The sequence below is a fragment of the Xanthomonas hydrangeae genome (assembly GCF_032697525.1).
In the GTDB taxonomy this organism is placed as follows: Bacteria; Pseudomonadota; Gammaproteobacteria; order Xanthomonadales; family Xanthomonadaceae; genus Xanthomonas; species Xanthomonas hydrangeae.
In genome coordinates, this window is record NZ_CP103836.1 from 1,671,645 (window position 1) to 1,691,391 (window position 19,747).

18 protein-coding genes and 1 pseudogene are annotated in these 19,747 nt (G+C 64.5%); 7 read left to right on the forward strand and 12 right to left on the reverse strand.

Features of this window, described 5'->3' with window-relative positions; translation table 11 throughout:
* Positions 1-24: 24 nt before the first annotated feature.
* Positions 25-603, forward strand: a complete 579-nt coding sequence (locus tag NYR97_RS06845) for a DUF2059 domain-containing protein (RefSeq protein WP_205393288.1) — start codon at positions 25-27, stop codon at positions 601-603.
* A gap of 436 nt (positions 604-1,039) precedes the next feature.
* Here NYR97_RS06845 and NYR97_RS06850 read toward each other — a convergent pair whose 3' ends face one another.
* The 3 genes from NYR97_RS06850 to NYR97_RS06860 form a co-directional block, all read right to left on the reverse strand.
* Entirely contained in the window at positions 1,040-1,813 is a 774-nt protein-coding gene (locus tag NYR97_RS06850; RefSeq protein ID WP_316697218.1) for a pseudouridine synthase, read from the reverse strand.
* A gap of 96 nt (positions 1,814-1,909) precedes the next feature.
* Positions 1,910-3,583 (reverse strand): ubiquinone biosynthesis regulatory protein kinase UbiB, encoded by a 1,674-nt coding sequence (gene ubiB / locus NYR97_RS06855; protein WP_316697220.1) that lies wholly within the window; start codon positions 3,581-3,583, stop codon positions 1,910-1,912.
* Complete coding sequence (locus NYR97_RS06860; protein ID WP_205393285.1) at positions 3,580-4,224, reverse strand: ubiquinone biosynthesis accessory factor UbiJ; 645 nt, start codon at positions 4,222-4,224, stop codon at positions 3,580-3,582. Before NYR97_RS06860 ends, ubiB begins: the two co-directional genes overlap by 4 nt.
* 194 nt (positions 4,225-4,418) lie before the next feature.
* Here NYR97_RS06860 and ddlA point away from each other — a divergent pair.
* A pseudogene (gene ddlA / locus NYR97_RS06865) lies at positions 4,419-5,530 on the forward strand (D-alanine--D-alanine ligase).
* On the forward strand, positions 5,530-5,655 hold the full coding sequence (locus NYR97_RS06870) for a hypothetical protein (protein WP_275415011.1): 126 nt from the start codon (positions 5,530-5,532) through the stop codon (positions 5,653-5,655). Before ddlA ends, NYR97_RS06870 begins: the two are co-directional and overlap by 1 nt.
* 118 nt (positions 5,656-5,773) lie before the next feature.
* Here the strand turns inward: NYR97_RS06870 and NYR97_RS06875 are convergent, their stop codons facing one another.
* Both NYR97_RS06875 and oleD read right to left on the reverse strand, forming a co-directional pair.
* Positions 5,774-5,932, reverse strand: coding sequence for a DUF1328 domain-containing protein (locus tag NYR97_RS06875; protein ID WP_003468167.1), 159 nt, complete (start codon positions 5,930-5,932; stop codon positions 5,774-5,776).
* Positions 5,933-5,996: 64 nt separating this feature from the next.
* Positions 5,997-7,007 carry a 2-alkyl-3-oxoalkanoate reductase gene (gene oleD / locus NYR97_RS06880; RefSeq protein WP_006449829.1) on the reverse strand — a complete coding sequence of 337 codons (1,011 nt, stop codon included), beginning with the start codon at positions 7,005-7,007 and terminating at the stop codon, positions 5,997-5,999.
* Positions 7,008-7,451: 444 nt separating this feature from the next.
* On the opposite strand from oleD, the gene NYR97_RS06885 reads away from it, so the two are divergent.
* On the forward strand, positions 7,452-8,432 hold the full coding sequence (locus NYR97_RS06885; RefSeq protein ID WP_316698073.1) for a serine hydrolase domain-containing protein: 981 nt from the start codon (positions 7,452-7,454) through the stop codon (positions 8,430-8,432).
* A gap of 717 nt (positions 8,433-9,149) precedes the next feature.
* Here NYR97_RS06885 and NYR97_RS06890 read toward each other — a convergent pair.
* Entirely contained in the window at positions 9,150-10,703 is a 1,554-nt protein-coding gene (locus NYR97_RS06890) for a winged helix-turn-helix domain-containing protein (protein ID WP_316697222.1), read from the reverse strand.
* 8 nt (positions 10,704-10,711) lie between these two features.
* Positions 10,712-12,367, reverse strand: a complete 1,656-nt coding sequence (gene oleC / locus NYR97_RS06895) for an olefin beta-lactone synthetase (protein WP_316697224.1) — start codon at positions 12,365-12,367, stop codon at positions 10,712-10,714.
* Between the two features lie 344 nt (positions 12,368-12,711).
* Between oleC and NYR97_RS06900 the strand changes: the two genes are divergently transcribed.
* Positions 12,712-13,095 carry a YkgJ family cysteine cluster protein gene (locus tag NYR97_RS06900; protein ID WP_316697225.1) on the forward strand — a complete coding sequence of 128 codons (384 nt, stop codon included), beginning with the start codon at positions 12,712-12,714 and terminating at the stop codon, positions 13,093-13,095.
* Between the two features lie 147 nt (positions 13,096-13,242).
* On the opposite strand, the gene NYR97_RS06905 is transcribed toward NYR97_RS06900, so the two are convergent.
* From NYR97_RS06905 to NYR97_RS06920, 4 genes are all read right to left on the reverse strand, one after another.
* The gene (locus tag NYR97_RS06905) at positions 13,243-14,145 is read right to left on the reverse strand and encodes an alpha/beta fold hydrolase (RefSeq protein ID WP_316697226.1); all 903 of its coding nucleotides are present in this window, start codon (positions 14,143-14,145) and stop codon (positions 13,243-13,245) included.
* 139 nt (positions 14,146-14,284) lie between these two features.
* On the reverse strand, positions 14,285-15,424 hold the full coding sequence (gene fic, locus NYR97_RS06910) for a protein adenylyltransferase Fic (protein ID WP_316697227.1): 1,140 nt from the start codon (positions 15,422-15,424) through the stop codon (positions 14,285-14,287).
* Between the two features lie 87 nt (positions 15,425-15,511).
* Positions 15,512-16,528 carry a 3-oxoacyl-ACP synthase III gene (locus NYR97_RS06915; RefSeq protein ID WP_023902138.1) on the reverse strand — a complete coding sequence of 339 codons (1,017 nt, stop codon included), beginning with the start codon at positions 16,526-16,528 and terminating at the stop codon, positions 15,512-15,514.
* A 101-nt stretch (positions 16,529-16,629) separates the two neighbouring features.
* On the reverse strand, positions 16,630-16,950 hold the full coding sequence (locus tag NYR97_RS06920; RefSeq protein ID WP_023902137.1) for a DUF4156 domain-containing protein: 321 nt from the start codon (positions 16,948-16,950) through the stop codon (positions 16,630-16,632).
* Between the two features lie 398 nt (positions 16,951-17,348).
* On the opposite strand from NYR97_RS06920, the gene NYR97_RS06925 reads away from it, so the two are divergent.
* Together NYR97_RS06925 and NYR97_RS06930 are read left to right on the forward strand one after the other, a co-directional pair.
* Positions 17,349-17,822, forward strand: coding sequence for an XAC0231 family protein (locus NYR97_RS06925; RefSeq protein WP_316697228.1), 474 nt, complete (start codon positions 17,349-17,351; stop codon positions 17,820-17,822).
* A gap of 26 nt (positions 17,823-17,848) precedes the next feature.
* Positions 17,849-18,325 (forward strand): tRNA (cytidine(34)-2'-O)-methyltransferase, encoded by a 477-nt coding sequence (locus NYR97_RS06930; RefSeq protein ID WP_168958623.1) that lies wholly within the window; start codon positions 17,849-17,851, stop codon positions 18,323-18,325.
* A 153-nt stretch (positions 18,326-18,478) separates the two neighbouring features.
* On the opposite strand, the gene NYR97_RS06935 is transcribed toward NYR97_RS06930, so the two are convergent.
* Positions 18,479-19,702 carry an MFS transporter gene (locus NYR97_RS06935; protein ID WP_316697229.1) on the reverse strand — a complete coding sequence of 408 codons (1,224 nt, stop codon included), beginning with the start codon at positions 19,700-19,702 and terminating at the stop codon, positions 18,479-18,481.
* Positions 19,703-19,747 lie beyond the last annotated feature (45 nt).

Consider the following 19,747-nt stretch of genomic DNA (forward strand, 5'->3'; position numbering starts at 1 on the left):
GCGCGCGCGAACGCCGGCTCCCGTATGCTGCGGCCGGTCCCCAGTTTGCAGGATGCTCCGATGACACCACCCCGTTCCGTTGCCACCGTCCGCGCCTTCGCGCGCCGTCTGATCGTGCTGGCCGCGCTGGCACTCACCACGCCCGCCGCGTTCGCGCAGGCGCCCAGCGATGCCGACGTCAACCGATTGCTGGCCGCCTCACGCGCGCAGACCATGCTGGACACGATGCTGCCGCAGATCGAAGCGATGCAGCAGCAGCAATTCGCCCAGCTCACCGCCCAACGCCAGCTCGACGCCGCCCAACAGGCGCAGCTGCAGCGCATCCAGGAGCGCACCCGCCAGACCGTGCGCAAGGCGCTGTCGTGGTCGGAACTGCGCCCGATGTATGTGGACATTTACAAGCGCTCGTTTTCGCGCGAGGACGTGCTGGCCATGGCCGAGTTCTATGAGAGCTCGGCCGGCCAGAGCCTGCTCGACAAGACCCCGGCACTGACCCAGAACCTGATGGGCGCGATCCAGCAGAAGATGCTGCCGCTGTTTGCCGACCTGCAGAAGGATCTGGAGAAGATCGTCAACGAGCCGGCGGCGGCGCAGAAGCCCTGAAGGGCTGGGATTGGGGATTGGGGATTGGGGATTGGGGATTGGGGATCGGGGATTGGGGATCGGGGATTGGGGAGTCGTAACAGCGTGATCCCGACGGTTGCGTCTGTGGGATTGATTGCGCCGACGAGGACAGCAGCGCCCAACTTTCCTGCCAGCGAGAGACGCCTGCTTTAGCGCCTTTCCTGCGGGAGAGGGGGTTGGGTGATGAGGGTAAGAGGCGAAGCCGCGCGTGCATCCAAACTCCACCAGGCTTCGCTCGCACCCTCATCCGCCCCTACGGGGCACCTTCTCCCGAGGGGAGAAGGACAGCAGTCGCACCTCTCCCGTCGGGAGAGGGGTTGGGGTGAGGGTACGGCTGCCTGAAAACGTTGCCGCTCGACGTTGGTGCACTGACAGATCGACGTTGATGCACTGACACATCCATGACCACGCCGCATCACTGCACGTGTGTCGTGCCTTGCAACCCCGCCACGTCCCACCCGAACAACGCACACGCTTTCGCGAACTCCACATCCAGCGGCGCCACCACGCTGAGACGCCGCCCGTCGGCCGGATGCGGAAACCCCAAGCGCTCGGCATGCAGCAGCATGCGGTGGATCCCAAGCATGCGAAAACTCCGGTTATGCCGGCCATCGCCGTGACTGGTGTCGCCGATCATGTGATGCGACAGGTGCTTCATGTGCCTTCGAATCTGCCGAAAACGCCCGGTCTGCGGCTGGCAGCGCAGCAGCGCATACCGCGAGGTGGCAAAGCCGGTGGAGGGAATCTCCAGCTCGCCGGTGGCCAGCCGCTGGAAATGGGTCACCGCCGGCTTCTTGACCGGCTTGCCGGGGCCACCGTCCAGATCGTGATCGACGATGAAGCGCTCCTCGGCCGGCCAGCCGCGGCACACCGTCAGATAGTCCTTCTCCAATTCGCCGGCCATCAAGGCCTTGCCCAACGCGCTGGCGCTCTCGCGATCGAACGCAAGCAACAGGCAACCGCTGGTGGCGCGATCGAGCCGGTGCACCAGAAAGATTGGCCGGCCCAGCTGCTCGCGCAGGCGGTCGGCCAGAAAGTCGTCCTCCCCGCGCGCCAGCTTGCTGTCGTGGACCATCAGGCCCGCAGGTTTATTGACGACGGCCAGGACATCGTCCTGGTGGAGAATCTGCAACGGGTCGGTCGATATGCTCACCGGCGGATTATCCGCATCGCTGTCACCGCATGCCACTGCGTTGCCGCGCCACGACTCGAGGGCCGCGCTGGTGCCCCGCTGCAGGCACTGCCGAAATGCAGCCGAATGCAGCGGGCCACCTATCGCAATGTGTCAGCGCCGCAGCCAGGCGACCAGCAAAGCGACCGAACCGGCCGTGCCGCTGACCCAGCTCCACACCGGCACCGTGCCCAGATACCAGCCATTCGGATGCAGGCCATACAGCACGGCGGCGACCACCAGCAGGCCGCTGCCCGTGATCGCAGTGACCACGCGCGTCTGCAACTTGCGCAGGCTCACATCCAGCGCGCGCAACTCGGCCGAGCGGATATCGAGCTGATGGCGGCCTTCCACCTGCTGCTTCAACCAGCTGTGTACCAGGCGCGGCATGTCCGGCGCGTGGGTCATGATTTCCGGCAGCCGCTTGCGCAACTCGCCCAGCACGCGGCGCGGGCTGTAACGCTCGCGCAGGATGCGTTCGAGCACCGGCCGCGCCACTGCCCAGATATCCAGCCTGGGGTCGAGCTGGCGGCCCACGCCTTCGATGTTGAGCAAGGTCTTCTGTAACAGGATCAGCTGCGGCTGCAGCGTCAATTCGTAGCGCTGCGCAACGCGGAACAATTTGATCAGCACTTCGGCCAGCGAAATCTCCGACAACGGCCGGGTGAAGTAGGGCTCGCACACCGAGCGCGCGGCCGCTTCCAGTTCGTCGATGCGCACGTTGTCGGGCATCCAGCCCGCCTCCACGTGCAGCTCGGCCATGCGGCGATAATCCTTGTGGAAGATCGCCATGAAGTTCTCGGCCAGATAGTACTGATCTTCCTGCGAGAGCTGGCCCATGATGCCGAAATCCAGCGCGATGAAACGCGGATTGAGCCGGCGCTCCGGGTCCGAGTCGACCCAGATGTTGCCGGCGTGCGCATCGGCATGAAAGAAATTGTCGCGGAACACCTGCGTGTAGAACACGCGCACGCCCTTGGCCGCCAGCGCCTTGCGGTCGATACCGGCCGCATCGAGCTTGGCGATGTCGTCGGAGGGAATGCCGTACACGCGCTCCAGCGTGAGCGCACGCTCGGCGGTGTGCGACCAGATCACCTCGGGCACATACAGATCGTCCGAGCCTTCCCAGAAGCGGCGCAGCACGCTGGCGTTGGCGCCTTCGCGTTGCAGATCGAGTTCGGCCGACAAGGTGGCTTCGATCTCGGCCACCACTTCGCGCGGGCGGATCTTGTCCGCGCGCGGGTGGGTGCGCTCGACCAGGGTGGCCAGCGAATGCAGCAGCGCGATATCGGCGTCGATCTGCCGCTCGATGTCCGGGCGCAGCACCTTGACCACCACTTCGCGGCGCACGCCGTTGGCATCCGGCGGCAACGTGGCCGCATGCACCTGCGCGATCGAGGCCGAGGCCAGCGGCACGGTGTCGAATGCGGCGAATGCCACGCTCACCGGCAGGCCCAGCGCGCGCTCCACGATCAGCCGCGCAACGTCGCCATCGAACGGTTTGACCCGGTCCTGCAGCAGGGTCAATTCGTCAGCGACGTCGGCCGGAATCAGGTCGCGCCGGGTCGACAGGATCTGCCCGAACTTGACGAAGATCGGCCCCAGTTCCTGCAGCGCCAGGCGCAGGCGCGCACCGCGCGATTGCGCGGCGATCTCGGCGCTGGCACGCGGCACGAACGGCTTGGCCAGGCGCAGCCAACGCTCGGCCGGCGTGCCTTGCAGCAAGACGTCCAGCCGATAGCGCAGGATCACCCGGCCGATGCGGCTGGCCCGCAGCAGCGCCCTCATGTCGCACCTCCGGCAGCACGCAGACGGGTGACGCGTGCGGCCAGACGTTCGACGTCGTCGCGCAGTTCGTCGACATCGTCGTGAAAGGCTTCGAGTTCGGCGCGTGGCACTACATCGCGCGATTCTTCGGTGACGAATTCGGCCGCGCTATGCGCCAGATCCACTGCACTGCGGCGCGCCTGCTGCAGCGCTGCACGCACCGCGCCGGCGATCTGCACGCCCAGGATGTCGCCGAACACCGCCACGAACGGCAGTTGCCAATCCGGATCGAACCGCCCTGCCAGTTGTTGCAGCTGGCGCGCCAGTTCGGCATCGCCGGAGACCTTGAGCCGGCCCGCCGGGGCGCCGCTACGGCGCGCATTGGCCAGAAACGGCAGCTGGCCGAGCAGGCCGGCCAGGGTGCTGCGCACGGCGAGGTCTGGCTCCTGCGTTTGGTCCACCGGGCCGACCAGCAGCCGACGCTCGTGCACGCGGATCTGCAGCGCCAAGGCAGGCGCGTCCAGGGTCAGCGCGATGCGCTGGCCTTCCAGCGGCAACAGGGCATCGCGGGTATCCGGGTCCAGCGCCAGCGCGCGATTGAGCGCGGCTTGCAGGGCCTGGCCGGCGAGCGGCTTGAGTGAGTTGAGCAGTGATCCGGGCATGGGCCCATTCTACCGTCCCCGCATGTCGCAACTGCTTGATGGTGAGCTGGCGAGTGCATGCCGGAGGCGGACGCGGCGGTCATGACAGCTCGCCTTGGTGGCAAGGCCGCTTGCATCGGTCATGGAGGACTTCCTTCAGCGCGCCGGCCGCGGGCATGCTGGCGACCTCATTGAACAGGTGGCAGGAGCAGGCGATGCGCAAGATCCGGGTCGGTCTCATCTTCGGCGGCAAATCGGCCGAGCACGAGGTCTCGCTGCAATCGGCGCGCAACATTCTGGATGCGCTGGATCCGCAGCGCTTCGAGCCGGTGCTGATCGGCATCGACAAGCAGGGCCAGTGGCACGTCAACGACCCCGACAGTTTCCTGCTCAATGCCGACGACCCGGCGCGCATCGCCTTGCATCGCAGCGGTCGCGGCGTGGCGCTGCTGCCGGGTGCGCACCAGCAGCAATTGCGTCCGACCCAGCCGGAGCAGGCGCTGGCGCAGATCGATGTGGTGTTTCCGATCGTGCACGGCACGCTGGGCGAAGACGGCTCGCTGCAAGGGTTGTTGCGCATGGCCAATCTGCCCTTCGTGGGCTCCGGCGTGCTCGGCTCGGCAGTGGCGATGGACAAAGACATGGCAAAACGTGTGCTGCGCGATGCCGGGCTGGAGGTGGCGCCATTCGTGTGTTTCAACCGCCACACCGCCACACCGCCGCACACGCCGACGTGCATGCGTTGGTTGCGCAGTTCGGTTTGCCGTTGTTCGTCAAACCGGCCAATCAAGGCTCGTCGGTCGGCGTCAGCCAGGTGCGCAGTGCTGATGCGTTTTCAGATGCGCTCGCGTTGGCACTGGCATACGACCACAAGGTGCTGGTGGAAGCAGCAATTACCGGGCGCGAGATCGAATGCGCCGTACTGGGCAATGCCACGCCGCAGGCCAGCGTATGCGGTGAAGTGGTGGTGCACGACGCGTTTTACTCTTACCAGACCAAGTACATCAGCGAACACGGCGCCGAGATCGTGATTCCGGCCGACATCAATGCGCAGACGCAGCAGCGCATCCAGCAGATTGCCGTGCAGGCGTATCAGGCGCTGGACTGCGCCGGCATGGCGCGTGTGGACGTGTTTCTCTGCGCAGATGGCCGCATCGTGATCAACGAGGTCAACACGCTGCCGGGTTTCACCCGGATCAGCATGTATCCCAAGCTATGGCAGGCAAGCGGGCTGGACTATCGGCGTTTGATCACGCAGTTGATCGAGCTGGCGTTGCAACGGCACGATGATGATCAACTGCTGCGTAGTGCGGTGGAACCGCGCTGATGAGTCCATCGCAGGTGCGCGAGGTGCAGTTGCACGATCATCCGGCACTGCTTGCACTCGACAACGCGCATGGCACCGAATTGTCGTTCGGCCAGCACGTGCAATATCTCGAAAAACTGCTTTAAAACAGCCACAACGCAACTGTAGAGCCCTCATAACGCAGATGGCCCGCTTCCTTGCGGAAGCGGGCCATCTTCGCGTCGATCGGCAGCGCCGCTGCCGTGACGTATCGCAGCTAAGTGGTTAAACCTTGCCGCGACGGAACATCGAGATCACTGCCAGGATCAGGAACACCACAAACAGGATCCAGGCGATGTTGGTCGCCGCACCGGCGATACCACTGAAGCCCAGCACAGCGGCGATGATGGCGATGACGAAGAAGATGATGGCGTAATGCAGCATGGCAAGGATTCCAGAAGTTGTCGTGCCGAATCGGCGCAGACGTATCCTGAAGATATCGCGGTCTTTACCGGGTGATGGCAATGTCGTTGGAAGATGAGGATCGCAGCCGTTGTAGGCCTTCTTCGATGCTGATACTAGGTATATAACCAAAGTCGCGGCGCGCCGGTTCCATGCTGTACCAATGCGGCGTGCACAATTGTTCCACCAGAAAACGCGTCAACGGCACTTCGCCTGGCAGACGCAACAGTGGCCACAGGGTCTCGCACACCGCACCGATTCTGTAGGCGGTCTTGAACGACAGCGAACGCGTTACAGCCGGTGCATCCACCGCGGCCAGCAAGCGATTGAGCAACTCGCGCATCGGCAAGGGCTCGCCATTGGAAATGAAGTACGCCTTGCCTGCGCAGGCAGCCCCATGTGCAAGATGCTCGAACGCATCGAAGTGCGCTTGTGCGGCGTTGTCGATGTAGGTGCTGTCCACCAGGTTGCTGCCGTCGCCGACCATGCGCAGTCGCCCGGCACGCGCCCGTGCTGCCAGGCGCGGCAGCAGGTGATTGTCGCCCGGCCCCCAGATCAGACGCGGACGCAAGGCCACCGTCGCCAGCTGCGCATCGTTGGCCGCCAGCACCGCGCGCTCGGCGATCGCCTTGGTGGCCGCATACGCTGCGCGCAGGTCTTCGCCGTAGGGCACTTCGTCGGCGCCCAGACCTTCCACCGGATTGGTGGCGCGATGGGTGACGCTAGGTGTGGAGGTGTAGATCAGGCGCGGCACGCCATTGGCGCGACACGCGTCGATCACGTTCTGCGTACCGACCACATTGGCCTGGTGATAGCTGTCGTAGCTGCCCCACGCACCGGCCTTGGCCGCATTGTGGAAGACCGCATCGATACCGGCAAAAGCGTGCCGCACCGCTTGCGGGTCCGCCAGGTCGCCACGGATCTGGCCCACACCCAAGGTCTGCAGAATCGGGTAATCGCCGCGCTGGAAACTCACCACCTCATGCCCACGCGCGCGCAGGCCGCGGCACAACGCCTGGCCGAGAAAGCCACCACCACCGGTCACCAGCACCTTCATTGCGCCACATCCATTGTTCCTGCAGGTCGCACACAATAGCCGGACCGGACCGTTATCGCGATGCGACGCGCACAGGCAAGCGCCTGCGGCTTTCGCAAGCCATTGATCGCAAAGAGCTTCATAAATCTTCATCGAGACATCAGGTAGTTCATTCGCACTGCTGGCGTCATGCCCGGACCCTGGATCGCTGGAGTCACCATGACCCGCCTGTCGCTGCTGTTGTCCGCCCTGCTCGTCATCTTCCCGCTGCATGCCGCCCCGCCTAGTGCATCTCCAAGAGCCGCCTCTGCAAAAGCCGCCACTCCGGGAATTGCCACACCAGGTCCATCGGCTGCCGCATCACCGGCGGTGCCTCCAGCGGCCACCACGCCGCCTGCCCTGGATGACGGCTGGCCGGTCGCCAAGGCTGCCGCCAGCGGCTGGAACCTGCCCCTGCTGACGCAGATGGAACAGGCATTGGCTGCCGATCTGGCCCCATCCACCACCAGCGTGCTGATCGTGCGCGATGGCGTATTGATCTACGAACACTACCTAGGCGATGCCGATCGCCAGACCTTGCACGACACCCGCTCGTTGACCAAGAGCGTCACCGGGCTGCTGGTCGGTGCGGCGATCTCGCGCAAGTTGATCCCCAACGCGCAAGCCAAGGTCTACGACTACTTCGGCGATCGCCAATGGCAGCATCCGGATCCGCGCAAGCGCGACATCACCATCGAAGACCTGCTCACGATGAGCTCGCAACTGGAATGCAACGACGACAACGCCTTCTCCGCCGGCAACGAAGAGCGCATGTACGTCAGTGCGGACTGGACGCAGTTCGCCCTGGATCTGCCGATCCGTGGCTACGCGCCATGGATGCAGCGGCCCGCCCAAAGCCCGCACGGCCGCGCGTTTTCGTATTGCACCGCAGGCTCCTTCCTGCTCGGTGCGGTGCTGGAAAAAGCCAGCGGACAGCGGCTGCAGGCGTTCTCCGCACAGGTGCTCGAAAAGCCGCTCGGGATCGATCAGGCGCAGTGGAATGTGTCGTCCGAAGGGGTGGGCATGGGCGGTGGCGGCACCCGTTACCGTAGCCGCGACCTGGCCAAATTCGGACAGTTGCTGCTTGCACAGGGACGTTGGCAAGGCCGCCAGGTGATTGCCGCCAACTGGATACGCGCGATGACCAGCGTGCATGCGCAGGCACGCAACGATGCCGATTATGGCTACCAACTCTGGCACTTCCTGTTTCCAGTGCGCGGCGTGCAACGCGACACCTGGGCGATGTCAGGCAATGGCGGCAACTACGTCTTCGTCGTGCCCGAGGAGCGCTTGGTGGTGGTGCTCACGCGCAGTGCCTACAACACCCGGCAGATGCACCAGCAATCACATCGGTTGCTGACCGACTATGTGCTCAAGGCGCTGCCTGAGAGTAACCAAGCGCGCTGACAGAAGCTCTCCAAAACTGCATCGATAGCGCCAACCCGCTGGCTGCACTTGCCTTCGTTGACGAGTGAAGTGATGTCAGGAATGGCAGTGACAGCACTCAGATCGAACGCAGCTGATCACAGCACATCATCAGACGGCTGTGCTACATGCACCGCTCGCAACCATGCATACCGACCATCTCGACGGGTCCTTGCCCGCCCACCGTCGCGGGACCTTACGCGGCATGGATGCCGCGTAAGAGCCTACACGGACGTACTTGCGGCGTGTCCCGCGATGGTGGGCGGGCAAGGACCCTGCAACGAAGCCGCAGATCATGCGCTCTACACCCGACGCACCCGCACCGTTCGATATCTCTCAAGGCGAACGAGATCCTGAGCTTCAGCGGCGCTTGAATGTTCCAAGCCAAGCCGGTCGAGGGCGCGATGCCCTCACCGCTTGCAGGACACGCCGTGAACCCATCCCTGGGGGCTCGGTGGCGGCATCCATGCCGCCACACGGTCCCGCAAGCGGTGAGGACATCGCACCTGCCGACGTGGTCGTGTGCTGATAGAAACCACAGAGCAGGCCGCGCCCGGCTAGCAGTGTGTGTAGTAATTTTCCGAAGTGGCTTACCGCACGACTACGCAATGAGCAGCGAGCGCAGTTGCTCTATGCGGCATACAGCGCATGCATTGCGATTTGAGCATGAAGCGCACCCAAACGAATCGATGCGGTGTCTTAGCCCCGCTCGGACATGGCATCTGCCGGCAACAGATCACGAGCACGCAGTTGCCCACGCTGGGCAGCAAGATCGGCATCGATATGTGTCAGCAACGCAGTAAACTCCGGCAAAGCACGCAGCGGCTGCAGCAGCGGCGACTGACGCAGATAGCCTGCGTTGTGGTAGCCGGCGGCTTCGGCATGCTGCAGAGCGCGCATTGCCGAGTCCGGCGCATGCGCACACAGCAGCAGAACCGCCGCATCGACTGCATCGAACGGGTCGCCGCCGCGCTCCACGCTGACCAACAAATCCTGCGCGCGCGCATGCAGCGTCGCGACTGCCGGTGGCGGCTGCGCCTGCAGCGTCCACGCCACCGTCTGCGCGAAGCTGCCCTGTGGTCGAAGCTGCACTGCACGCAGCGCCGCTGCGCGCGCAAGCGCCTTGTCACCACGCAGCCACGCAAGCTCGGCCTGTAGCAACGACAGCCCTGCGTACTCGGTGCCACGGCTCTGCGCCTCGTTCAACGCTGTCTGCGCTTCGGCCGCGCGGCCGTGTTCGAACAGGAACGTAGGCCAGGCCAGATTGGAGAACGGATCGTCCGGGTACAGCTGAAAATTCTTTCGGTAGCGCGCCTCGGCTGCACTCGCATAGCCGAGCAGACTCAGATTGCTGGCGATCTGGATCGGCAAAAATCGCACGCGCGTCGGGTCGCGCACCGCCAGGTTGGCCGACAGCGCCTGCACCAATTTTCCCTGGCGCTCGTATAGATACGCAGCCGAGCCGCGCACCGCGTCGGCACCGGGATCCAGCTGCAACGCCTGCTCGTAGGCAGCCAAGGCATCGCCATTGCGACCCTGGCAATCCAGCGCATAACCACGCGCGGCGTACGCTGCCGCAAGGCCCGGTTGCACGACCACAACCGCATCGGCCAGCCGCAAGGCCTGCAGCGCAAACGCTGCATCCCCGTCGTACTGGCACACGCGCGCACTGTAGGCGCGGCTGAGGCCGAGCTGCGCCTGTCGATCGTCCGGCGCTTCCTGCAGGCGTTGACGATACAAGCCGATGGCGCGTTCGTTGTCGTCGCGCTGGCCGATGCCGGCGTAATAGTCCGCACGTTGCAGCAATGCGGCCTGCGCTGGTGGCGCATCGCGCGTTTGCAGCCACCAGATCGCGCCAACGCCAACGCAGATCAGCAGCGCGCCTGCCGCAACGATCCAGCTTCCACGACGCCGCACCGCGCCTGCAGGCGGTGCTTCGTCCAACTGTACCGGCACGCACAGCTGATACCCCTGCCCGCGCACAGAGCGCAGGTAGCGCGGCTGCCGCGAGTCGTCCCCCAGTGCCTGCCGCAACAGGCGCACACGCTGGGTGACGGTTTCTTCGTTGACCAGCGCCGGTGCCCACACGTTCTGGATCAACTCGTCGAAATCGACTACCCGCTGCCCCTGCTGCAGCAAATAGTGCAGCAGGCGGAAACTCAGCCCGCCAACCTCGAGCGCAACACCGTCGCGCTCCACGCGCTGACGCGCCACATCGATGCGCAGGTCATCCAGACGATAACGCGCGCGCATCGTTGGGCTCAGTGCGACTGCTGCGCCGCCCAGACCGCCAGCTTTTCGCGACCGATCTTGGCGTTGTGGCGGATGTCCACCGGAAACCCGGAATGGCGCAGAAACCGCGCGATTCCTGCAGTGTGCGGGTGCGCAGCGCCCAACGCACGCAATGCGGTTTCCACTTGCGCAAACGCCAATGCCGAAACATCCGGCTGCAATTCCACGCACAGCACCGGTTGCTGCTGTCCGGCTGCGCCCACCCCGACCAAGGCGGTGCGCCGCACCTGCGGATGCACGTTGAACACCGGTTCCACCTGCTCGGTGTAGAGCGGGCCCGTTGCAGTTTCTACGCGATGGGTCTTGCGGCCGCAGAACCATAAGCGCCCTTCCGCATCGAAATACCCCACATCGCCCATGCGATGCACGATGCGCTCGCTGCCATCACTGCTGCGCTCACGGATCTTGGCGATGCGCGTGGCCGCGTCGCGGTTGAAGTAGGTATCGGTGGTGGTGGGACCGGCAACGGTGATCTCGCCGACCTCGCCCACCGCCAACACGCGCACGCCGCTCCACTCGGGAATGGCTGCATCGTCGATGGCGATGATGCGCACTTCATTGGGCGCTACCACGTGGCCCACACAGGTGCCGGCACCGGCCTCGGTGGCTGCGCGGGTGGCGTCCAGGGTGCGGCCTTCGATCGCTGCCACCGGCAGACATTCGGTGGCGCCGTACGGCGTCCAGAATTGCGCCTCTGCCGGCAGCAGCGCACGGGTCTTGGCCACCACATCCGGCGGCACCGGCGCACCGGCCGAGGTGGCCAGGCGCACGTTGGGCAGTGGCTGGCCATGGTCCGCCAGCACGCGCATCAATGCCGGCGAGCCGAACAACTGCGTTACCCCGAAGCGGGTGATCGCATCGTGCAACTTGCGCGGATCGGCGGTGGCCGGGCGGGTCGGATCCATATCCGGAATCACCGAGGTCAGCCCCAATGCCGGATCGAACAAGGCAAACGGCGGGAACGTCGGCAGATCCACACCACCGGGCTGCATGTCGAATGCATTACGCAGCAACTCGATCTGCCCGACGAAATGCCGGTGTCGATACACCACGCCCTTCGGCACCCCGGTGGAGCCGCTGGTGAACAGAATGGCGGCCACATCGTCCGGCGCGGTGGCGGCCAATTGACTGCCGGCGTTGGCGCCATCGCGCTCCACACGCGCCAGCGTCACCCCGCCCCAGCCGTAGCGGCCACCGACGGTGACGATCTGCTTGGCAGAGCGCGCCCAACGCAACAGACGACGCGCCAGCTGCGCCAGCGGAATACCGATAAACGCCTGCGGCTGCGCTTCGTCCAGGCATTGCTTGAGCGCGCGCTTGTCGATGCCCGGATCCACCAGTACCGGCACCGCACCGGCCTTGAACAACGCAAACATCAACAAGAAGAATTCCGGCGACGGCCGCACCATCACCACCGCGCGCGCGCCACGTCCGATGCCATGCAATGCCAGCCCGGCGGCGATCGCATCGCTGCGCGCGTCCAGCTCGGCATAGCTCAAGGTCACATCGTAGGCAGCAAATCCGTTGGCGGCGCGACGGCCCGGGCAGCGGATGGCGATCTGCTCGGGGCGCTCGCGCGCGAGTTCCGGCAGGGTGGCGGCGATATTGCAGAGAAGAGTTGTCATTGGCGCATTATCACCCATGCGCAGACGGTGCCGGCCGCTTGGATCACGCGCAACGTCGCAGATGTAACCTGCGCCCGGCGAAGGCGCATTTAAAAAAATGCGCGCGAACGATTCACCCTGATCTCCAGTGATCGTCTTAACGGCGAAAAACCATGCTCCGCCAACCCAGCGCGGTGTCGCCAGCGCCCCGCATACAACCTGCTCGCTTCATCGCGCGTCGCTCCTAGGCGCGCACGCGCATGAATCGCTAAAGGGCCGGCGCAGCCTGCCACTTGTATCGTGGCGTGGTTCGGTCAGAATGCCGCGCTCTCCACGTTGTTTCGCCGCGCAAGGCCCGGCATTCCATGGCACATCCCTGCCTCACCTGTGGCGCTTGCTGCGCCTACTTCCGCGTCAGCTTCCACTGGAGCGAAGCCGACCCCGCATTGGGCGGCAGGGTGCCGATCGAGCTGACCGAGTCATTGCGCACGCACGAGCGCGTCATGCGCGGCACCTCGCAATCGCAGCCGCGCTGCATCGCACTGGACGCGGACATCGGTCGCTACAGCCGCTGCAGCATCCACGACCGCCGCCCCTCCTCCTGCGCCGCCGTGCCGGCCTCGCTGGAGTTTGGTGAGCGTAGCGCGCAGTGCGACAAGTCGCGATTGGCGCACGGCCTGCACGCGCTCACCGAAACCGACTGGCTCGGCGTGGACGACGCACAGCGCAATCCGCTGCCGCCGCTGTAACGGCTGATCGCAGCGAGTAAGTGCGGCGTCCACTCGCAGCGACCCACAGAACGACTGGGTGGCCGATTCTCTCCACTTGTCCATCCGCTTTTTGCGCGCAGCTTGCACCGCGCCTGCTGCGCGCCTGCATGAGTAAACCAGCAGCGCTTACAGTGGATTGCGCTCCAAAAACGCACGGATCGCCGGCACCAGCACTTCGTGCTTGTCTTCCAGCACGTAGTGATTGGCATCGTCGAACGCGGTGACTTCGGCATTCGGCAATGCCTGACGGAAGCCGGCCAGGAAATGCTTGTCGAAGCAGATATCGCGCAGCCCCCAAGCGATGAAAGCCGGGCGGGCGGCAAACGAGGGCAATGCCTGCGCCGAGCGTTCCAGCAGCGACCACGCCTGGTCGGCGGGCGACAGCGGAATGTCCTGCATGAAGCGAATGGTGGAGATGCGGTTGCGCCAGTTGTTGTACGGCGCCACATACGCGCGACGCACGGCGGCCGGCATCCGCCGCGATACGCCAAACCACGAAGCGCCGGACGAAAACGCATTGAACGTACGGATAAACCACTCGCCCGGCCGCCAATGCCGGCCCATCGCGATCTGCCACGGCATCGGTTTTTCCGGCGGCAACGGGAATGCAGCGGTGTTGGTGATCACCAGCCGCTTGACCTGCGCGTGATGCGACAACGCCCAGCCGAATCCGATCATGCCGCCCCAATCGTGCACCGCCAGCGTGATCGGCCCGCTGATACCCAAATGCCGCAACAGCGTGTCCAGATCGTCCACGCGCGACTGCAGCGTGTACGCGTAACGCGGCTGCGCGTCGGGCGCATCGTCCGGCTTGTCGGACAGCCCCATGCCGATATGGTCGGGCACGATGCAGCGGTAACGATCCGACAGCCCACTCACCAGGTGCCGCCACAGATAACTCCACGACGGATTGCCGTGCAGCATCACGACCACCTCGCCATCGCGCGGACCTTCGTCCAGATACGACATCGCAATGCCGGGACGCACCTCAAGGCGCTTGGGAGTGAAGGGATAGCCGGGGTAGGTCATGGCAAAGGTATCCAATTCGTTTCAAGAGAAGCTGCGTGATGCAGATGTTGACGTGGCACGTACAGACGAGGAGCACCACGGTGATCGCCGCATTGCGACATCTCCAACGCGTGGCAGATGTAGGAGTACACAGCCAGCGTCATTCCGCTTCCCGCAAATGCATCCGATAAGTCGGGAGTTGATGCCCATCACTGGATAGCAGGTGCAGAAACGCCGGATGCAGGAACAATTTTTCTTTACCTAGGCGCTGCTCTTGCAGCATGCCGATATCTACCAGTTCCTTGAGATGGCGTGCAGCGGTCTGCCGGGTGATGCCCATCACGTCCACCACATTCTGGATGCGGCAGTACGGCTGATTGAAGATCACTTCAACGAGTTCGCGGCTATAGGCCTTGGGAGCGTGTTCTCGCACGTGGTCACGCGCCTGCGCCTCCAATTCGCGGATTGCCTGGATCTTTGCCGTCGTCCATGCAGCGGTCTCGGCAACAGCTGCGAGCATGTACTGAATCCATTCGGCCCAGCGACCATGCCGTGTGACATCTAGTAGCAAGCGGTAGTAGTCGCTGCGATGGCGGATGATGTAGCGCGACAGGTACAGCACGGGAACATCGAGCAACCCTTGCTCGATCAGTATCAGCAGATTCAAGACACGCCCGGTGCGCCCATTGCCATCGGTGAACGGGTGGATCGCTTCGAACTGGTAGTGCGCCACCGCCATCCGGATCAGCGGATCGATGTCGGTGTGCTCGTGAATAAAGCGCTCCCAGTTCGCCAGCTTGTCGCGCAGCAATGCCTCGCCAACCGGCGGGGTATAGATGATCTGATGGATCTGCTCATTGGCCAGCGCAGTCCCGGGCACGCGCCGGATCTGCATCTGCACGGCCTTGATGCGGCTGCACACCACCACGGCGGTGTCGGTACATAGCGGTCGTTGCCGCAGCGACTGGAACCCTTCGTAGAGCGCGCTGCGGTAACGCAGGGCTTCTTTAGTTGCCGGGTTCTGGGCGCGTTCCTGATCGTCTGCATAACGGAACAAATCGTCCGTTGTGGTGACGATATTTTCGATCTCCGAACTGGCCTGTGCTTCCAGGATCGGGATCGTGTTGATGAGCACTGCCGGATTGGGCAACAGCGCGGTGGCCTGCTTCAGCTCGGCCAACGCGGTGCGTGCAACGATGCAGTCCTTGAGCAGGCTGCGCGTTTCGATGTCTCCCGCCGGAGGAAGCGGCGGGAGCGCGTTGTAGGGATGCTCGGGGTTGAACACCAGCGTGTCGTCCATGCCTACACCGGTCATGTTGCAAGAGCGAACATGATGCAATGACGTGTACTAAAAATCCATTTTTTTTAACACGTCGCTAGGTGCAACTCACCAAACCACTTCCGCCATCGAGCAATTCAGCCCCGACCCAATGCCCATCAGCGCGATCCGGTCGCCCTTCTTCAGGCGGCCCAGCTCCTTGAGCTTGCTGAGCACGATCGGCACCGACGCCGGGCCGATATTGCCGTGCTCGCCGAAGATGGTCATGACCTTGGCCGGGTCGATGCCGAACGACTTCACGAACGAGGCGGTATGCGGGCGGCTGACCTGGTGGATGACGAACTGGTCCAGCTCATCCACCGCCCAGCCCATCGCCTGCTTGGCGGCCAGGAAGGTCTTCTGTGCCAGCTTGATGCCTTCGATCAGCAGCAGCCGGGTGTCGGTGACCATGCGGTCCAGGTTACCCCGGCACAGCTTGTTCCACTCGGTGGCCGAGCGGGTCACGCCGCCCTTGTAGCGCGGCGCGTCGGGCACCAGCTCGGTGCGCGCCATCACCATGGCCGCAGCGCCGCAGCCCAGGGTCAACGCGGCGAGTTCGTTGCGGAACTCTTCCTCGGTGACATCCGGCGAGGTCATGCGCTCCAGCGTCTTTTCATAGACCAGGTTGGCGGTCTCGCCGTCCACGACCAGCGCGTAGTCGATCTCGCCGCGCTCCAGCATGCGGGCGGCGATGTCCATGCCGTTGATGAAGGCAAGGCAGGCGTTGGCCACGTCGAAGGTCACGCAGTGGTCGCCGACCCCGAGGTTGCCGGACACGATGGAGGCCGTGGACGGCTCCAGGTAATCGCGGCTCACCGAGGTGTTGACCAGCAGGCCGATCTTTTCGATGCCGATGCCGGCGTCGATCAGGGCCTTGCGTGCGGCCAGCGTGGCGGCGTCCGATGCCTGGACATCCTGGTCCCACAGGCGCCGTGCATGGATACCGGCAACGTCGCCCAACACGTCGGTCTTGATCCCGAGACGGTCGTAGGTCGGTTGCAGGCGCTCGTTGATTTCCTTGGAAGTCAGCGTGTGCGGCGCATCAATATGCGCCAGTCCCGCGATGGAGACATTCTGGAAGAGCATCGAAATAGCGCCATGGCGTCAGGCGAGGGGGCGTCAGTCTAGCTGCTGGCCGCTTTTACCGCATCTTTACAATTGAACCGGCCTCGCCCTGGCCCAACGGTTCAGCGCGGCGGGCAGCGGAACGCGTTGAAACGCTGGCTGCCATCGGCCGGCTGGCCTTGCGCCTGGACCGTGTTGGCATTGGCACCCGGGGCCTCGTTGCGTGCCAGCGTCTCCAGCTCTTCCTGCACCCGCAACGGGTTGCGGTTATAGAAGCCCACCTTGCTCTTGACCGACACCACGACCTCGCCCTGCTGCTGACAGCCAGCTGGCACAGGGCCTGCGGGCAGGACCTGGACGCCCTTGCCGCTTTGTTCGATCGGCACCCAGGTGCAGGCCGCGGTGGTAGCGGCAACCAGAACAGACAGCATGAGCACGCGCATAAGTCTTGGACACCTGTGGGTAAAGCCGGATTGTGCCGCAGTTGTCTGCCGGCAATCAGCGCGTGCCGCGTGCCGGCCACCGCCTCATTCAGCGCACCGAATGTCACTTCCATTGCCCTGGCGATCCCTCCGCTGCGCTGTCCGCGGGCACCGCACGCGTCCGGGTGTCCGGACGCGGACACTGCCGCCAACAACAAATCCCTTTTAAATCAATGCACTGATGCTGGCACGCCCCTTGCTGCTAGTTCACCGGCAAGTAGCCAGCCGTGTCGTGTGCCCATCTGATTATGACTTCCAGCTGAATAAATAAAAAAGCACCGAGAAAGTTCTTGCGCATACAGAAACGGTGTACTACCTTACTACCACACCACTGATCACCCACACCAAGAGACCTCACCATGAAGACCCAGACCCTGCGCATCGCCCTCTCCGCCGCCCTCTCCGCCGCCCTGCTCGCCGGCACCGCCCTGGCGGGTTTCGCCCAGGCCGCCAGCCTGACCACGCTGGACACCGTGCAGGTTCGCCCGGCCGCCGACCAGATCGCCCAGCAGACACTGGAGCGCAGCAGCGACATCCGCACCCTGACCGCCGTGCAGGTGCGTCCGTCGGCCGAGCAACTGGCCGCACTCGCTGCCGAACAGGCCGGCCCGCGCATCGTCACCCTGGCGACCGTCCAGGTCCGCCCCTCGGCCGAACAGCGCGCCGATCTGGTGGTCCGCAGCACCGCTGCCAGTGCACAGACCGCTTCGGGCCAGGCCGCTGCCGCCATTGGCGCGCTGATGGGTCAGGTCATCGTCAACCTGCCGGTGCCGCAGCTGCAGCCGGCGCCGGTCGAGCTGGAAGCACTGGTCAACGCCACCCTCGGCCTTTAAGCACGCGCGCAGCTACACTTGCGCGCATGTCAGCACCCGTCCTCGATGTCATCCTGTTTCAACCAGAAATTCCGCCCAATACGGGCAATGTGATCCGCTTGTGCGCCAACACCGGCGCGCGCCTGCACCTGATCGAGCCGCTCGGCTTCGACCTCAGCGACAAGCAGCTCAAACGCGCCGGCCTGGACTATCACGAGTACGCAACCCTGCAGGTGCATGCCGACCTGCCCACTGCACTTGCCGCAATCGCGCCCAAGCGCGTGTTTGCACTGAGTACGCGTAGCAGCGTGCGTTACGACACACCGCAGTTCGCAGATGGCGATGCCTTTTTGTTTGGCCCGGAAACCCGCGGCCTGCCGGCCGATGTACTGGAATCCATCCCGCCACAGCACCGGCTGCGGGTGCCGATGCGACCGGACAACCGCAGCCTCAATCTGTCCAACACGGTCGCGGTCATGGTGTTCGAAGCCTGGCGGCAGTGGGACTTCAGCGGCGGTCGGTAAGTCGCAATGATCGATACGACTGCACAACTGACGGGCGGCTAATCGCTGCCGGAAAGCGGCGTATCGCGCGCCGGTGATGGTTCTGCGCGCAATCCGCACCACTCGATTGTTGCTTGCGATGTTGTGCCTGAGCGCCGCGCTCATGCCACCGTTTCACTGCACCGCTTGCACATCGATCGCTGCCCGCAACATGCCGCGGCAGCCTGCCCACAGCGCCACCGCCAACAACGCGATCGCGCCCAGCGCCAGAAACGCGACGCGATAGCCGAAGGCGTGCGCCAGCCAGCCACCGAATGCCGGGCTCAGCGCCGCGCCCACACCTTGCACCGTCATCACTGCACCCTGACCGACATTGACCCGCCCGGTGCCCTGCAGCAAACGCGCCACCAGCGCCGGCACCACCACGGCCTGCAGGCCGGCACCGAGTCCATCGAGCATCTGCACCGGAAACACGCCCCAGCCCTGGATCAACGATGCGGCGACCAGCGCGCGCAATGGCAACGCCATGAATGCCACCAGCAACACCCACCAATGTCCGTGCACGCGGATCCAGCGCATCGCCAACAACGCCACCACCACCATCGTGGCCTGCGCGACCACGATGGTGGTGGCCGTCAGCGCACTCGGGTCGCCCGCATGCGCGGCCACGATCGCCATGCCGTACAACGGCAACATCGCCGCATTGCCCAGATGGAACAGACCCAGCGTGACCGCCAACAGCGCCAGTGGACGGCAGGTCAGCAAGACGCGCCAACCGCTGAGAGCGTCGGCGCCATCGGTGTTGCCGAGACCACGCGCGGCGCGATGGTCGATGGCCGCCGACGGAATCAGCCACACCGCCACGATCGCCAACACACCGAATGCAGCGGTGAGCATGAACACCGCCGCGAACCCGTAACGCCATCCCAGCCAGCCGGCCAATAGTGCGGCCAGCATGTTGCCGGCATGGTTGGCGACCTGATTGCGCGCCAGTTGATGATCGAACCCATGCGCATGCACCAGCCCCAAGGTGATGCCGGTGAGCGCCGGGCCGATGCCGGCTGCCGCCAATGCCGAGACGATCTGTGCGGCGACCACACCGGAGGAGCTCGGCCGCAGCCAGATCAGTGCAGTGGCCAACAGAATCGCCAGACAGCCGACCACCACCACGGCGCGCTTGCGCCGGGTGGTATCGACCAGTGCACCGGCCGGCGTTGTGGCAAGCATGCCGGCGATGCCGCCCACGCTCATCACCGTACCGATCGCCGCCACCGACCAGCCCTTGGATTGCAAAAACACGCTGAGAAACGGCCCCAGCCCGTCCTGCACATCGGCCACGCTGAAATGCAGCGCTTCCAGTGCGCGGCTGCCTCGTGGGCGCGGTGTGCTCATGCGCATCGGCGTTTTCCGTCACACGATGGAAAGCGACTGCGCACGCTGGCG

Excerpts from the sequence above, each read along its gene's own strand:
- NYR97_RS06845 (WP_205393288.1), top strand. The coding sequence starts at position 25 with ATGCTGCGGCCGGTCCCCAGTTTGCAGGATGCTCCGATGACACCACCC.
- ubiB (WP_316697220.1), bottom strand. The coding sequence starts at position 3,583 with ATGAGGGCGCTGCTGCGGGCCAGCCGCATCGGCCGGGTGATCCTGCGC.
- NYR97_RS06860 (WP_205393285.1), bottom strand. The coding sequence starts at position 4,224 with ATGCCCGGATCACTGCTCAACTCACTCAAGCCGCTCGCCGGCCAGGCC.
- NYR97_RS06870 (WP_275415011.1), top strand. The coding sequence starts at position 5,530 with ATGAGTCCATCGCAGGTGCGCGAGGTGCAGTTGCACGATCATCCGGCA.
- NYR97_RS06875 (WP_003468167.1), bottom strand. The coding sequence starts at position 5,932 with ATGCTGCATTACGCCATCATCTTCTTCGTCATCGCCATCATCGCCGCT.
- oleD (WP_006449829.1), bottom strand. The coding sequence starts at position 7,007 with ATGAAGGTGCTGGTGACCGGTGGTGGTGGCTTTCTCGGCCAGGCGTTG.
- NYR97_RS06885 (WP_316698073.1), top strand. The coding sequence starts at position 7,452 with ATGGAACAGGCATTGGCTGCCGATCTGGCCCCATCCACCACCAGCGTG.
- NYR97_RS06890 (WP_316697222.1), bottom strand. The coding sequence starts at position 10,703 with ATGCGCGCGCGTTATCGTCTGGATGACCTGCGCATCGATGTGGCGCGT.
- oleC (WP_316697224.1), bottom strand. The coding sequence starts at position 12,367 with ATGACAACTCTTCTCTGCAATATCGCCGCCACCCTGCCGGAACTCGCG.
- NYR97_RS06900 (WP_316697225.1), top strand. The coding sequence starts at position 12,712 with ATGGCACATCCCTGCCTCACCTGTGGCGCTTGCTGCGCCTACTTCCGC.
- NYR97_RS06905 (WP_316697226.1), bottom strand. The coding sequence starts at position 14,145 with ATGACCTACCCCGGCTATCCCTTCACTCCCAAGCGCCTTGAGGTGCGT.
- fic (WP_316697227.1), bottom strand. The coding sequence starts at position 15,424 with ATGGACGACACGCTGGTGTTCAACCCCGAGCATCCCTACAACGCGCTC.
- NYR97_RS06915 (WP_023902138.1), bottom strand. The coding sequence starts at position 16,528 with ATGCTCTTCCAGAATGTCTCCATCGCGGGACTGGCGCATATTGATGCG.
- NYR97_RS06920 (WP_023902137.1), bottom strand. The coding sequence starts at position 16,950 with ATGCGCGTGCTCATGCTGTCTGTTCTGGTTGCCGCTACCACCGCGGCC.
- NYR97_RS06925 (WP_316697228.1), top strand. The coding sequence starts at position 17,349 with ATGAAGACCCAGACCCTGCGCATCGCCCTCTCCGCCGCCCTCTCCGCC.
- NYR97_RS06930 (WP_168958623.1), top strand. The coding sequence starts at position 17,849 with ATGTCAGCACCCGTCCTCGATGTCATCCTGTTTCAACCAGAAATTCCG.
- NYR97_RS06935 (WP_316697229.1), bottom strand. The coding sequence starts at position 19,702 with ATGCGCATGAGCACACCGCGCCCACGAGGCAGCCGCGCACTGGAAGCG.